The 13,061-nt window shown below is 57.3% G+C and carries 15 protein-coding genes and 1 pseudogene; 9 read left to right on the top strand and 7 right to left on the bottom strand.

Translation table 11 applies throughout. The annotated features are described in order from the left end of the window. Positions 1-290, top strand: a 290-nt coding sequence (locus ACOQOY_RS00470) for a DDE-type integrase/transposase/recombinase (RefSeq protein ID WP_420583527.1), incomplete at its 5' end; no start/stop codon positions are given. Positions 291-578: 288 nt separating this feature from the next. After that, positions 579-794 (top strand): annotated as a pseudogene (locus ACOQOY_RS00465) (transposase domain-containing protein); the annotation flags it as partial. Here ACOQOY_RS00465 and ACOQOY_RS00460 read toward each other — a convergent pair. The 7 genes from ACOQOY_RS00460 to iaaH form a co-directional block, all read right to left on the bottom strand. Continuing rightward, positions 779-1,138 carry a hypothetical protein gene (locus ACOQOY_RS00460; protein WP_420583526.1) on the bottom strand — a complete coding sequence of 120 codons (360 nt, stop codon included), beginning with the start codon at positions 1,136-1,138 and terminating at the stop codon, positions 779-781. The pseudogene ACOQOY_RS00465 and the gene ACOQOY_RS00460 sit on opposite strands and share 16 nt — an antisense overlap. Further along, positions 1,065-1,382 (bottom strand): hypothetical protein, encoded by a 318-nt coding sequence (locus ACOQOY_RS00455; protein ID WP_420583530.1) that lies wholly within the window; start codon positions 1,380-1,382, stop codon positions 1,065-1,067. The genes ACOQOY_RS00460 and ACOQOY_RS00455 overlap by 74 nt, the downstream gene beginning before the upstream one ends. A gap of 204 nt (positions 1,383-1,586) precedes the next feature. Further along, positions 1,587-2,282 carry an ATP-binding cassette domain-containing protein gene (locus tag ACOQOY_RS00450; protein WP_420583525.1) on the bottom strand — a complete coding sequence of 232 codons (696 nt, stop codon included), beginning with the start codon at positions 2,280-2,282 and terminating at the stop codon, positions 1,587-1,589. Further along, a complete protein-coding gene (locus ACOQOY_RS00445; protein WP_420583524.1) occupies positions 2,279-4,006 on the bottom strand; it encodes an ABC transporter permease subunit in 1,728 nt (575 codons plus the stop codon). Before ACOQOY_RS00445 ends, ACOQOY_RS00450 begins: the two co-directional genes overlap by 4 nt. Beyond that, positions 3,987-4,838 carry a branched-chain amino acid ABC transporter permease gene (locus ACOQOY_RS00440; RefSeq protein ID WP_420583523.1) on the bottom strand — a complete coding sequence of 284 codons (852 nt, stop codon included), beginning with the start codon at positions 4,836-4,838 and terminating at the stop codon, positions 3,987-3,989. Before ACOQOY_RS00440 ends, ACOQOY_RS00445 begins: the two co-directional genes overlap by 20 nt. 20 nt (positions 4,839-4,858) lie before the next feature. Beyond that, a complete protein-coding gene (locus ACOQOY_RS00435) occupies positions 4,859-6,031 on the bottom strand; it encodes a substrate-binding domain-containing protein (RefSeq protein WP_420583522.1) in 1,173 nt (390 codons plus the stop codon). Positions 6,032-6,055: 24 nt separating this feature from the next. Beyond that, the gene (gene iaaH / locus ACOQOY_RS00430) at positions 6,056-7,447 is read right to left on the bottom strand and encodes an indoleacetamide hydrolase (protein ID WP_420583529.1); all 1,392 of its coding nucleotides are present in this window, start codon (positions 7,445-7,447) and stop codon (positions 6,056-6,058) included. A gap of 117 nt (positions 7,448-7,564) precedes the next feature. Between iaaH and ACOQOY_RS00425 the strand changes: the two genes are divergently transcribed. The 7 genes from ACOQOY_RS00425 to ACOQOY_RS00395 form a co-directional block, all read left to right on the top strand. Beyond that, positions 7,565-8,113, top strand: a complete 549-nt coding sequence (locus tag ACOQOY_RS00425) for a gamma carbonic anhydrase family protein (protein ID WP_420583521.1) — start codon at positions 7,565-7,567, stop codon at positions 8,111-8,113. After that, the gene (locus tag ACOQOY_RS00420; RefSeq protein WP_420583520.1) at positions 8,106-9,431 is read left to right on the top strand and encodes a phenylacetate--CoA ligase family protein; all 1,326 of its coding nucleotides are present in this window, start codon (positions 8,106-8,108) and stop codon (positions 9,429-9,431) included. Before ACOQOY_RS00425 ends, ACOQOY_RS00420 begins: the two co-directional genes overlap by 8 nt. Before the next feature lies 1 nt (position 9,432). Beyond that, positions 9,433-10,611, top strand: a complete 1,179-nt coding sequence (locus ACOQOY_RS00415) for a thiolase family protein (RefSeq protein WP_420583519.1) — start codon at positions 9,433-9,435, stop codon at positions 10,609-10,611. Positions 10,612-10,624: 13 nt separating this feature from the next. Continuing rightward, positions 10,625-11,194: a TetR/AcrR family transcriptional regulator gene (locus tag ACOQOY_RS00410; RefSeq protein WP_420583518.1), complete on the top strand. Its 570-nt coding sequence runs from the start codon at positions 10,625-10,627 to the stop codon at positions 11,192-11,194. Between the two features lie 168 nt (positions 11,195-11,362). Further along, complete coding sequence (locus ACOQOY_RS00405) at positions 11,363-12,115, top strand: ISAs1 family transposase (RefSeq protein WP_420583528.1); 753 nt, start codon at positions 11,363-11,365, stop codon at positions 12,113-12,115. A 46-nt stretch (positions 12,116-12,161) separates the two neighbouring features. Then, positions 12,162-12,554 (top strand): hypothetical protein, encoded by a 393-nt coding sequence (locus ACOQOY_RS00400; RefSeq protein ID WP_420583517.1) that lies wholly within the window; start codon positions 12,162-12,164, stop codon positions 12,552-12,554. 76 nt (positions 12,555-12,630) lie between these two features. Then, positions 12,631-13,061: IS5 family transposase (locus ACOQOY_RS00395; RefSeq protein WP_420583516.1), on the top strand; the 431-nt coding region annotated here is incomplete at its 3' end.

Genomic DNA, 13,061 nt, shown 5'->3' with positions numbered 1-13,061 from the left:
TGCGCAGCTACATCAAGCCGATAAAGAGTCTGGCTCCAAATGCGGATCACAGGGCACACAAAGGGCTGAACAACCGGGCAGAAGGATCGCATCGACCGACCCGAAAACGAGAGAAGATCATGGGCCGCTTCAAGTCACCAAGGCAAGCCCAGAGGTTCCTTTCCGCTCACGACCAAATCAACACAATCTTCCGCCCCCGCCGATATCAAATGACCGCCAACCACTACCGCCACGCCCGATCGGATGCCCACGATCTTTGGAATGGCTATGCCCTTGAGATGACCGCCTGACCACACCACCCACTGCTCTTTGCAACCGTTGGCAAACAACTTGGCAATGCCCATGGAGATCATTCAGCGCAGCAATGGAAACCAGCGGCATTCCCAAACTCAGTGTAGAACACACCGCCGCGTTGAGAACCCATGCAGGCGCCATGACCACCACACCAGGATCGCGCTCCAAAGCTGCGTATTGCTCATCTCCGCTTTGATAAACCCTAAACACCCGGACATCTGATCCGAAATAGGCATGCCATCTGTAATGCACACGGCAAATTTGCCCGACATGGGCAGAATGAACGGGAAATGGCTCTTGGGCGGAAGAATTCACTATTTGCTGGTCATGATGAGGGTGGTGCAAGTTGGGGCCTCGTAGCATCTCTGATACAGACCGCGAAAATGAATGATGTGGAACCCCACGCATATCTGGTGGCGACGCTTGAAAAAATAGCAGCAGGCCACCCAAAAAGCCGGATCGACGAACTCCTGCCATGGCACTTTCAGCCGTCAAGATGAAAATCCCATGGGCTCCTCGTCCCGCTTACGAACGTATTGTACATCGACCGATCCCCGGCCACCTCACTGTGGCTATCGGTCAGCTCATGAACCTTAAGCCGCAATACGATCTCCCAAGGGATGACACCACCTTCAACGACACCTTTGGAAAGCGCCTCCGGAAAGGCAGGTACGGGCATTCCAACGGGCGTTGCGCCCATTGCCGTCAAAAGGTTATTGGCCGCTCTTGATGGTCCGCGCAGTTTTCTTCCCGCAAAATCGGCGGCATTTTTAATCGGGTCGCCTTTGGTGTGGACGATACCTGATCCGTGTACATGGACCGCAATCAGGTGAACGTCGCCCATACGCTCGGCAAGATAGGTTTCGGCGTATTCCCAAGCCGCGCGACGATTGCTCGGCAGATTTTGACGTAACGAACGGAAGTTCGAAAACCTCCGTTTCAGGGAAACGTCCGGGTGTGTAGGCGGGCAAAGCCCATCCGCCATCGATGACTCCGTCCCGGATTTGATCATAGAGCGCAGGCGGTTTTCCACCAAGTTGCATACCCGGATAAAGCTCGATCTTCAGTCGGCCACCGGACTCCTCCATCACCTTTTCGGCCCAGGGTTGCATGAATCCCGCGGGGACAGCGCCTTTTGGCGAAATGAAATGCTGAAATCTCAATGTGACGTCCTGTGCGACGACAGGTGCTGCTGTTAGCGCCATAGTTGCTAGAGTAGTGAGTATTGTCTTGATTTTCATGTTTGGTTCCTCCGGTGTTGGTCATTGAATTGGATTTGCTTTTTGGTTCTCCTAAACCGAGATTTGTGCCACCAACGCTTCGCGCGAAAGGCTTGACTTTGCGCCCTCCAAAACAACGAGACCGTTTTCCAAAACCTGGTAATTGTCGGCGATTTCTTCGGCCATGTGCATGTGTTGCTCGACCACAAGGAACGCGCGACCTTTGTCTTTTGCCGCCAGGATCAGGCGCGTCATATGGTCGATGTTTTCGGGCTGAACCCCCTCGGACGGCTCATCGAGTATTGTGAGTGGGGCGTGATCTTTCATGGCGCGCACGAAAGAGAGAATTTTCCGTTCGCCGCCGCTTAAAGTTCCGGCCATTTGGGTCAGCCGGGCTTTAAGCACGGGAAAGGCTTCAAAATAAGGCTCAAACGGTTCCAGTGACTGACCCTGTTCCATCAAGGTCAGGTTGTCGCCCACTGACAGCCCATCAAATACCGGCCTCTCCTGCAATCCAGTGCTGATCCCCAATGTCCAGCGGATTTCCGGAGGCTTAGAAGCGATATCCGCACCATCGAAACGGATACTGCCCGCCATGACAGGCAGATGGCCCGAGAGCAGTTTGACCAAAGTGGATTTACCAACGCCGTTTCGTCCCAGAACGCACAGGCATTGCCCCGCCGCAATTGATCCGCTGGTGTCGCGTATGATCGGGATTTTCCCGTATCCACCGGTCACGCCGGAATATTCCAACACAACCGCTGTCATTTTGATCGTCCTTCGTAGACAGCTTTAACATCGGCGTTTTCCTGAATTTCGCTCACGCTGCCTTCGGCCAGAAGCGTCCCACTGTGCAGAACGAACACGCGATCCGCCAAAGCCTGCACCAACGCCATGTCATGTTCTATAATCACACCTGTCGCGCCGAGTTCCTTGCAAGCCCAGCGGATTGTTTCCGTGACCTCATGGGTTTCTGCTTTTGACAGGCCCGCGCAGGGTTCATCGAGCAGGATCAACGTGGGTTCAGAGCAAAGAACCATGGCCAAGTCCAGCATTTGGCGCTGCCCATGCGACAGGTCGCGCACGGCGCGGTCTCGCTCTTTGAGAAACGCAAAACGCTGCTCCAAGGCCTGCAACATGGGTGAGGTCCAGTTGAGCGCGGCAAAGCCGAATGCGTCGCGGCGATCAAGACGCGCGGCCCAAAGGGCAAGGCTCAGGTTTTCGCCGATGCTGAGCGTGTCGAAGACGCTGGGGATTTGAAACTTGCGGGCCAGACCGCGCCCGACAAGGGCTTTTGCGTCGGGTGTCGCGCTATCGCTGTCCAGCGCACGCATCTCACCAGCCTGAACCGGCAATTCTCCGGTCAGGGCGTTGAAGGTCGTGGTTTTCCCCGCTCCGTTCGGCCCGATAATGCAATAGATGCCGGGCGCGTCGATGGAAAAAGACAGATCATTCAGGATTTGGACCTGCCCCGCCTGCAATGCGATCAGGTCAAACCGCAGGGTTCCATTGTACGTGGGCGCACGCGCGGGTGCGGGGCTGGGCGAGGCACGGCGATGGTCGAGCCATGATTTGATGCGCGGTTCGAAATGCCCCAGCAAACCCCATTTAAAATAGAGCACGGTGGCCATGAAGATCACCGCCAGAACGACCTCCCAATAGTCGATCCTGTCCCGTAAAGTGGCGGTCAACAGCCCAATGCCAATGGCCCCCAGCACCGGACCATAAAGCGTCATGCGCCCACCGATGGCGACCCAAATCACAAAATTGGTGGATAGTGCAAAGCCAAACAGATCGGGCGTTACAAGGTTGTTGATCGGTGCGTAAAGCACACCAGCAACTCCGCCCAGAAAACCGCTGATTCCAAGGGCCGCCGTTTTCAGCAGGTTCGGATCGAAGCCCAGATAGCTGAGCCGCCGTTCATCCAACGCCACGGCGCGCCACAGCACGCCAAGCGGTGTTGCCATGAGCCAGGCCACCAGCAGAATGGCGAAAAAGAGCGCTGTTGCCGCAATTGGATAGGCGTATTCAAACCCGCTTAGCCCCGGCAATCCCGGCACGCCCAGAAGCCCGTTGAACCCGCCGGTGACGGAATTCCAGGAAGTCGCGATCAGGGAGGCGAGCAACACAAGTCCCAGCGTGATCAGGGCAAAGAACGCGCCGTTCAAGGTGCGGACCCGGAAGATCAACAGCCCTATGCCAACTCCCAAGGCACCCGGGATCAACGCGCACAGCAGCAGGAGCAGATAAACGAACCAGCTTTGGTCAAGGGCGATCAGACTGAGGCCAGATAGGTAACCGCCCAGCCCAACGAACAGCCCCTGACCCAGCGACAAAAGCCCGGCTTGTCCCCAGGACAAGCCTACTCCAAGGCAGGCCACCGCATAGAGCATGTATAGCGCCAGCGTGTAGGCCAAAAAGCTGTCGATGACATAGGGCAGGACAAGTAGCGCTGCCCCGGCAAACAGGGCGTTAGCGCGCAACCAGACCATTGGGTCGCCTCCACAGGAAGAGCAGAGACAGGACTAGAACAAAGGAATACCCGGCGGTGCGATCCAAATAGGCAGACACGGCGGCCTCGGCCCCACCGATGACGCCAGAGCCGACGACAAGCCCCAAAATATTCCCTAAACCTCCGACGACGAGCACGAAGAAGGATTTGAGCACATAGTCGATCCCCATGCCTGGGTGCACCGCTACGATCGGGGCCAGCAAAGCCCCGGACAGACCCGCAAGGCACAGACCGGAAACAAAGGTTCGGCTGGCCAGTTTGTCCGTAGGGATGCCGACCGAACGTGCCAAATCCGGGTTGTCCACCATGGCGCGGATGCGCCGCCCGGTCAGGCTGCGCAGAAACCACAGAACAATCGCGCCGATCAGAACAACCGCCACGCCCATGACGACAAGCTGATAAGCCGGATAGTCTGCGCCCAGTATCGAAACTGTCCCTGTGACCGGTTGCGCGACGCTGTTGAACCCGCGGCCAAAGAAGAACTCGACCACTTCACGCAACAGCAAGCTTAGCCCCCACGTTGCCAGAATGGCATCAAACGGGCGCGCATAAAGCGGGCGGATCAGATATCGCTCGACCGGCCAGCCGATCATGGCGCAGGCCAGCATGGCCACAGGGATGGCCGTCAGGAACGGCCACCCTTGTGTTTGTACAAAGAACGCAGAAAACGCGCCGATCATGACAAATTCGCCATGGGCGAGGTTTAGCACTCCCAACAGCCCCAGCGTGATTGCCAGCCCCAAACTGACAAGGGCCAGCACCACAATCTCAAACGAAATGTTGAGACCGTGGGCGACAAGAACAGCGTCCATTGACTATCGCTTTCCGAGCGTCAGACCGAACAGGTCTCACCATGGGCAACTGCCGCGAATGTCTGCACGATGTTAAAGTCCGTGCCCTGACATTCTGCCAGATAGATGTCTTTGTTGACATGCCGGTTGGTCATCGTTCCGGTGCCAGTTGCGGTTTTGTAGCTTAGCCCTTCAGAGGCTGCCATCATTGCTGCTGCATCATTGCTGCCTGCAGCTTCCAGCAATGCCGCCGCGCAATAGACACCGGAATAGGCATCTGCGCCCAGCATCGAAAGCGGCGGGCCATCCGCGCCTACGCTGGCGGCATAATCGGCCTTGAAGGCCGCGTTTTCCGGGCTGTCCACGGCTGTGAAATAGGACATGCTGGAGTAAAGCCCATTGCTGTTTTCGGTCCCGATCCCTTGCAGTGTCAGCTCTTCCAGCAGGACTGACAGGCGCTTGATATTTGCGTCCAGACCAAAACCCGCAAAGGCGCGGTTGAAATTCACGTTGTCGCCGCCCACAAGCGTAATGAAGACCAAATCGGGCGCGGCCGCCTTGATCCGCGTCACCGCGTCGTCGAACTTGTTGCCCGGGCCAAGCGGCGCATATTCCTCGCCCACAATCTCGCCACCAAATGCCGCGACATATTCTTTGGCGCGTTCGTTCAGCTTTTGCGGCCAGACGTAATCGTTGCCGATCAGATAGACCTTTTTGATCCCATGCATCTCATGCAGCGCGTTGAGCGATGGTTTAACCTGTTGGGGCGGTGTGTCGGCGGTGACATAGGTGTTCGGCGCGCATTCGCCGCCTTCGTAGAGCGGCGTGTAGACATAGGGTACTTGCCACTTGATCGTGGCGATAATGGATTGGCGAACCGCGCTGTTATGGGAGCCGACGATGAAATCGACCTTGTCCTGCAACACCATACGCAACGCCGCCTGTGCGGCCTCAGCCGGGGACAGGCCGCCATCGCCCACCACAACCTCAACCTGACGACCCAGAATGCCGCCTGCCGCGTTGATTTGATCAACCGCCAGTTTGGTGCACGCGGTTTGCGTTGGTCCGAACAGCGACGCCGGGCCTGTCAGTGAAAAGAAGGTGCCCATTTTGAGCGACCCGCTTTGCGCGCTCAGAAGCGAAGGGCTGGCCAGCATCGCCGCTGTGCTCGCCATACCGGCCAGTACGCTGCGTCTTCCGATAGGATGTGTCATGATTTGAAATCTCCCTGACGATTGTTATGGATGTGTGATCGGGGGCAGATGGCGTTCGACCGCCTGTGCCACGGCCAACAGATGTCGGTCAGTTCCGGCAGGCCCATCCAGCTCGATGCCAATGGGCAAGCCGCCGGGGCTGAGCCCCGCAGGTAGCGATATCCCCGGCAGTCCTGCGATGCTGCCCGGATCGGTGTTGTGAATAAATGTCGGGAAGGTGGGCAGGGCGGCCCCGTTAAGCGAGACTGTCTCATCCTCACCAATCCGCGCGGCGGGCAGGATCGTCGTCGGAAAGATCAGCGCATCAATGCGGTGATCCGCAAAACAGTCCGCAAGCCCGCTTTGCAGTGCGGGCCGCCGCATTTTGATCGCGTCATGATAGGCGGGTTCCATGTCCTCAAACTCTGGAGCGAGCAGGCCCGAGAGAACAACCTTCACATCTGCGCTTGTGGCGGCCTCAATAAGGCCCTCTAACGAAACACCTGCCTCTGGATGCGCCTTCAGGTACGCTGTCAGATCGGTCTTTGTCTCCCACATGGCGATCGGAAACCCGCAGCTTTCGAGCGGCGGCTCTACGCCCCCCACATCGACGCCGACAATGTCAAATCCAGCGTGTCGCAGCTCAGCAAGACGCGTTTCAAAGAGGTTGCGCGTGTCTGGGTGCAGATTGTCCAGATAGTGATTGTTGGGCAAACCCAGGCGAATGGTGGACGGTTTTGGTGTCTCCAATTGATCCGGTATACCTGTGATCGCCGCATCAACCATCGCCACATCATCCACCGAACGCGCCAAAGGCCCGGCTGTGTCTCGGGTGTGCGAGACGGGGATAATGCCTACCTGCGAATAGCGCCCAATGCTGGGGCGGAACCCGACCACACCGCACAACGCGGCTGGGATGCGCACGGATCCACCCGTATCCGTGCCTATCGCGACCGGTGCAAGACCCGCTGCGACGGCGGCTCCTGCCCCGCCGCTGCTTCCACCGGGGATGTGGTCCGGATTGTAGGGATTGCGCACAGGCCCGTGGGCCTGATTGTTCGACGTGATGCCATAGGACAACTCGTGCATGTTCAGCTTGCCATAGACAAATGCCCCTGCCGACCGGAGATCCGTGACCACCTGAGCATCCATGCTTGGGCGATGATTGCGAAGAGCCAGGGTCGCTGCTGTCGTGGTCAGTTGACGCGTTCCAATCGCATCTTTGAACGCAATCGGCAGTCCGGCAAACGGACCTTTAGAGCAGCCTGAATCTGCGTTTCGCGCTTCTGACAGCGCATGATCGTGATCAAGCGTGACGAAAGCATTCAGGTTCGACCAGGCTTGCGCGCGCTCCAAAAGAAACGTCGCGTATTCCACCGCCGAGACACGCTTTTTTGCCAACTCAGACACGACCTGTCTTGCTGTCCATTGATGCATGGGCCTGGTGGTCACGGTCGATCTCCCCCTTGCTCAAAAGTAAATATTATTTATTAATAGTGGTCAAGACGCAGAATTCCGGCCCGTTCCTGTGGCCCGGTTCCAGCAGAGAGCAAGATGATCATTCGGTTTAAAGAAAAGACACCCCATGTCGCGGAAGACATCTATGTTGCCCCAACGGCGGCAATCATCGGGGATGTGGAGATCGGCGCACAAAGCAGCGTCTGGTTTGGTGCCTGCCTGCGCGGCGACTATGGGCCGATCCGGGTGGGGGAACGCTGTAGCGTACAGGACAATGCTGTCATTCACGTCAACCACACCCCGGACGGTCGCATTTTTCCAACTGTGATCGGGTCGGATTGTGTAATCGGACATGGAGCCGTTGTCGAAGGCTGCGAAATCGGCGACGGCTGCCTGATCGGAATGAACGCCGTCGTCCTGCCCGGTGCCCGGATCGGCGCGGGGGCGGTTGTTGCAGCGGGCGCGGTTGTTATGGAAGGACAGAACGTGCCTGCCTATGCGCTGGTCGCAGGAACCCCGGCCAAGGTGAAACGCCAGTTCGATGGACCGCAGGCCGGGCTGGCCTGGGCGGCAAAGGAGTATGTCGGGCTGAGGCACGCCTATTTGACAAACAGCGCCGTAATTTCAGAGGCCGATCATGACTGACGCAAAATACTACACCCCGGATATAGAGACGATTTCCGCCGACTCCCTCGTCGCACTGCAAATGGAAAAGCTGCAAAAACAACTGGCCTATCTGAACGAAAGCTCTCCTTTCCATCGGGATGTGTTCAAGGCGGCGGGGATGGAGCCGGGGGATATCAAAACGCTGAGTGATCTCTCTGGCCTGCCTTTCACAGAAAAATCCGACCTGCGCAAAAGCCAGGAACTGGCCCCGCCACTGGGACGGCACGCGGCGGCGGATATGGCGGATGTGGTGCGGGTACATGCCTCGTCAGGGACAACGGGCACGCCGTCTTATGTCGGGCTGACCGCCTATGACAAACAGCGCTGGATCGAGTGTATCAGCCGCTCCTATTGGGCGCAGGGTTTGCGGCGCGATGATGTATTCGCCATGGGGATGAGCATTGGATTCTTTGTAGGCGGTCTGCCGATTTCAAACGTGGTCGAACATATCGGGGCAACCCTTTTACCCATTGGCACGGGTGCCTCCGACCGCCTGATTTCCTCGATCCAGAAAATGCAGGCCACGGTTCTGGCCACCACGCCATCCTATGCGAACTATCTTGCGGAAATCACGCGTGACCAGATGGGCATCGATCCAGCGTCGCTTGGCGTCAAACGCGTGCTGGTCGGGGCCGAGCCAGGGGGCGGCATTCCGGCGGTGCGTGCCCAGATCGAAGAGAATTGGAACGCGATTTGCACCGAAAGTATTGGCAACGCGGATGTCATCACAATCCATAGCGCCGAATGCGAGGCGCAGGATGGCTGCCATTTCATGGTAGGCGACTATTTACTGATGGAAATCATCGACCCGGACACTGGAGAAGTTCTGTCGCTGGACGCGCCACATGTGGAAGGCGAGATGGTATTTACCCATCTGGATCGGCAATGCTGCCCGGTCCTGCGGTTTCGTACGCGTGATCGCGTCACGGTGGACACGCGGCCTTGCGCCTGTGGCCGCACCAGCCTGCGGCTGCGCTGTATCGGGCGCTCGGATGACCTGTTGATTGTACGCGGCGTTAATGTCTGGCCTTCGGCCATCCGTGACGTGATCCTTGGGTTCAAGCCTGCAGTCACAGGAGAAATGCGCATCGTGCTGACTGCGCCGGGTCCGATGGCCGCGCCGCCGGTGCATATTCAAGTTGAAAGTGCTAATGGGACGCCGCCTGCTGATCTGGCCACGCAGATTGAGGCCGCGTTGCGCGCCAAGCTGATCTTTACGGCTCGGGTGGATCTGGTTGGGCCGCGCAGCCTGCCCCGGACCGAGATGAAAGCCGCCCTGATCGAACACAGGTACTAAGATGCGATTTCAAAACAGCTTTATTCCTTACCGCAGCTATTGGAGCACGCCTTTTTGCAAGTGGCAGGGCGCGCTCAGCCGGGAACATCCTCTGAAGCTGGCCGCCACCTGCGCACGCGAGGTTTTGGAGGACCTTGCTGTTGCGCCGAGTTCCCTCGACGGGCTGCATTTCGGCACGACAGTCCCGCAACACCAGAGCTTTTGGGGCGCGCCCTGGATCGCCGCCATGCTGGACGCGCCACATGTGACAGGCCCGACCGTGTCGCAGGCTTGCGCCACCTCCGCACGTCTGATCGCTTCGGCGGCAAGTGCAGTATCACTGGGGCAATGTCACCGGGTTCTGGCTCTGGCCGCGGACAGGATCAGCAATGGCCCCTATCTTTACTACCCCGACCCCAAAGGACCGGGCGGTATGGGCGTTTCGGAAAACTGGGTCTGGGACAATTTCAACAACGATCCATATGCCAAAGTGGCCATGGTGCAGACGGCGGAAAACATTGCCGCGCGGTTCGGATTCTCGCGCCAGGCACAGGATGAACTGACCCTGCATCGATTTGCACAATATCAGGACGCCCTTGCACAGGATCGCCAGTTTCAGAAAACCTATATGCGTCCTGTTGCTTTGCAGCGTGGCAGAGTCGACGCAGATGAAGGCGTGGCAGATACCAACCCCGACGCATTGAAACGACTCAATCCGGTGCTTGAAGGTGGGACAGTTACATTCGCGGGCCAGACCCACCCCGCAGACGGTCACGCCGGGGCGTTTGTTATGGCCAGGGAGGCCGCGCAAGAGCTTGCTCCTGATGCGCCTTTCGAAGTGGAAATCATTGCCTATGGCGAGGCCCGCGCTGAAAAGGCGCATATGGGCATGGCCCCGGTTCCTGCCGCGCGGGCCGCTTTGCGGGCCGCTGATCTGTCACTTGACGATATGGCCGCCGTGAAGACCCACAACCCATTTGTGGTGAATGACCTCTATTTCGCGCATGAAACCGGCTTTGATGCAAAGGTCATGAACAATTTCGGCTCTTCGTTGATCTTCGGCCACCCGCAAGGCCCGACCGGGTTGCGCCTGATCATCGAGATGATCGAAGAACTGGGCGCGCGCGGCGGTGGCTGCGGATTGATGACAGGTTGCGCGGCGGGCGATACAGGTGCTGCATTGATTGTCCGAGTGGGATGATTAGCATCGCGGTATGGTCCAGATCAAAAAACCAAGCGTGCAAGCCGCGATTCGCCAAGCAGCGTTTCAACAGGTTTCCCTGAAAGGTTATCATGCCGCCTCCATGCCCGCGATTGCGAAAGAGGCCGGGATCACAGCGGGTAACATCTATCGCTACTACCCCTCTAAATTCGAGCTGTTTTTCGACGTTCTGGAACCTTGGATGGAGGTGCAACTCGGCGCGTTGGAAACGGCCTGCGACGCGATCCCGGATCCTAAAAAACGGTTGCGGTGCTTGCTGCAATTTATGTGGGTCAACATTCCGCAAGCCGATATGAATTTCGCGCGCAATATCGCCCAGGCACTGGCAACCAAACGCGAAGAAGATGTCTATTCACGCGACCTTCTGAACCGTTCCGAAGCCCGGATCGGAAAAGTACTGGAAAGTTGCCTGCCAAATCTGCGAAAGGGCGCGCGCGACGATCTGGTGCGCCTGATCTTCATGAGCCATGACGGCTTCGTGCTGAATGTCAAACTCGTCGATGAGCCTGCGCGCGTCCAACAGGTGATTGAAACAGCTTTAGAAGCGTTCAGCGATTCATGACGCAGCATAACCTTGCAACTGCAATTCGTAACTGCCCAGCTACCCCAGCCTGAGGTATTTTAACGATGGGCGATCAGGCTGGTCTGAGGTTGAGCTGATCGGGCGTGGTTTTCAAGGTCTGCAAGATGTCCCCAGGGCTATTCAACATAGAGCAAAAAAGTATTGAAAATGATTTCGTTGTGTGAATCTCTGTCGATGACGACATGGGAGGGATGGGCGAAGATGTTATCGGTACGTTCAGTTTTGCGGGAAGTCCCAGATTCACGGGGGAAGAAGGGTCGTTTGCATAGCCTTGAAGCGCTTCTCGGTTTGATCCTTCTTTCGATGTTGACTGGACGCAGAGGAATGATGGCAGCCTTCCGGCTTGGGCGCAGCTTGTCCCTTAAGCAGCTTAATCGTCTTGGGTTTCGACGGGACCGCCAGTCGCCATGCCACGCTACGCTGACGGAGACTTTGCGCGGGATTGATCCAGATGCACTGTCCCGTGCGTTCAGTTGCTTCACCGCTGAAGAGCGAGAAGATGTGAAAACGGATGCTCCCCGCCAGATAGCGATCGACGGCAAGACGCTGCGAGGAAGCAAAGATGGCGAAGCACGAGCTGAGCATGTCCTATCGGCGTTTTGCGCGACGCTCGAACAATCCATTGGCCACACCTCATCCCGGGGCAAGGGGCGAGAGATCCCGGATGCGCTCAAGTTGTTGGATTCGATCGACCTTGAGGGGGCCGTCGTAACTGGCGATGCGATTTTCTGCCAAAGAGCAATCACTTCGCGGATTGTGGAGAAGGGCGGCGACTTCTTGTTACCGGTGAAGGGTAATCAGAAAGACCTTCGCGAGGAAATCGAAACGGCCTTTCGGGAGCCGGTTTTCCCCCCTCACGGTTTGGCAGGATCCGCCGCGCGTCGGACATGGTCGGATTGATAGTCGCAGCATCGCCGTCATTCCGGCCAATGCTCTCTCGGACCACATGCGCACCAACTGGCCGACCGTTTCCACAATTGCCCGCATCACTCGTCATCGAGAACATGTTCGCCAAGGGCAAAGCGTCAAGTCCGAAGCAGAAACCATCTACCTGATTTCCAGCCTGAAGGACCCTGATCCCCAGCAAGTTTTACAGTTCAATCGGGACCACTGGAAAATTGAAATCATGCACAGGGACAAAGACGTCATGCTCGGTGAAGACAGCTACACAAACCGATCCGGCAACGCCCCTCGGAATATTTTCACCTTGACCAGCGCAGCCCGAACCTTTCTCAAACGCATCGCACAATCGCCCACGCGTGCAATCGAAATCGCACAGGAAAACCGACAAAAAACAATCCGCTTCCTATCAGATCAAAACGTAACCGCCTTTCTCTGAGAGCCTGACCGAAAAGTAGTTGAAGGATATCATCGGGTTATGATTCTCTGAATTTTGCTGGCAAACGGAGGATCAGATGCCCTGGAATGATATCGCTCGCGCTCAACATACACGCAAAACGGACCGCTATCCAAGTGACATGTCAGACGATGAATGGTCGCTGGTCGAGCCAATGATTCCACCGGCACGGTCTGGCGGTCGTCCTCGAACGACGGATATGCGGGAAGTGATGAATGCGATTTTCTACATCGGATCGACAGGCTGCCAGTGGCGCGCTTTGCCGACAGACTTTCCTCCCATGACGACTGTACAGGGATATTTCTATAATTGGCGGAACGCGGGCTTGCTGGCGGCAATGAGTGATTTGCTGGTTGCTGCCGCTCGTGAATTGGAGGGCCGCGCTGCCGAGCCTACGGCGGGTGTGATTGATAGCCAAAGTGTGAAAACTACAGAAAGTGGAGGCATTTGCGGATATGACGCCGGCAAAAAGACCAAGGGGCGCAAGCG

It is taken from the genome of Ruegeria sp., assembly GCF_965221235.1.
Classification (GTDB): Bacteria; Pseudomonadota; Alphaproteobacteria; order Rhodobacterales; family Rhodobacteraceae; genus Ruegeria.
The sequence above is the reverse complement of the archived record's forward strand: the minus strand, read 5'-3'. Positions and strand labels throughout refer to the sequence as shown.

Excerpts from the sequence above, each read along its gene's own strand:
- ACOQOY_RS00435 (WP_420583522.1), bottom strand. The coding sequence starts at position 6,031 with ATGACACATCCTATCGGAAGACGCAGCGTACTGGCCGGTATGGCGAGC.
- ACOQOY_RS00420 (WP_420583520.1), top strand. The coding sequence starts at position 8,106 with ATGACTGACGCAAAATACTACACCCCGGATATAGAGACGATTTCCGCC.
- ACOQOY_RS00440 (WP_420583523.1), bottom strand. The coding sequence starts at position 4,838 with ATGGACGCTGTTCTTGTCGCCCACGGTCTCAACATTTCGTTTGAGATT.
- ACOQOY_RS00405 (WP_420583528.1), top strand. The coding sequence starts at position 11,363 with ATGATTTCGTTGTGTGAATCTCTGTCGATGACGACATGGGAGGGATGG.
- ACOQOY_RS00410 (WP_420583518.1), top strand. The coding sequence starts at position 10,625 with ATGGTCCAGATCAAAAAACCAAGCGTGCAAGCCGCGATTCGCCAAGCA.
- ACOQOY_RS00400 (WP_420583517.1), top strand. The coding sequence starts at position 12,162 with ATGCGCACCAACTGGCCGACCGTTTCCACAATTGCCCGCATCACTCGT.
- ACOQOY_RS00455 (WP_420583530.1), bottom strand. The coding sequence starts at position 1,382 with ATGGAGGAGTCCGGTGGCCGACTGAAGATCGAGCTTTATCCGGGTATG.
- ACOQOY_RS00450 (WP_420583525.1), bottom strand. The coding sequence starts at position 2,282 with ATGACAGCGGTTGTGTTGGAATATTCCGGCGTGACCGGTGGATACGGG.
- ACOQOY_RS00415 (WP_420583519.1), top strand. The coding sequence starts at position 9,433 with ATGCGATTTCAAAACAGCTTTATTCCTTACCGCAGCTATTGGAGCACG.
- iaaH (WP_420583529.1), bottom strand. The coding sequence starts at position 7,447 with ATGCATCAATGGACAGCAAGACAGGTCGTGTCTGAGTTGGCAAAAAAG.
- ACOQOY_RS00445 (WP_420583524.1), bottom strand. The coding sequence starts at position 4,006 with ATGGTCTGGTTGCGCGCTAACGCCCTGTTTGCCGGGGCAGCGCTACTT.
- ACOQOY_RS00425 (WP_420583521.1), top strand. The coding sequence starts at position 7,565 with ATGATCATTCGGTTTAAAGAAAAGACACCCCATGTCGCGGAAGACATC.
- ACOQOY_RS00460 (WP_420583526.1), bottom strand. The coding sequence starts at position 1,138 with ATGGGCGACGTTCACCTGATTGCGGTCCATGTACACGGATCAGGTATC.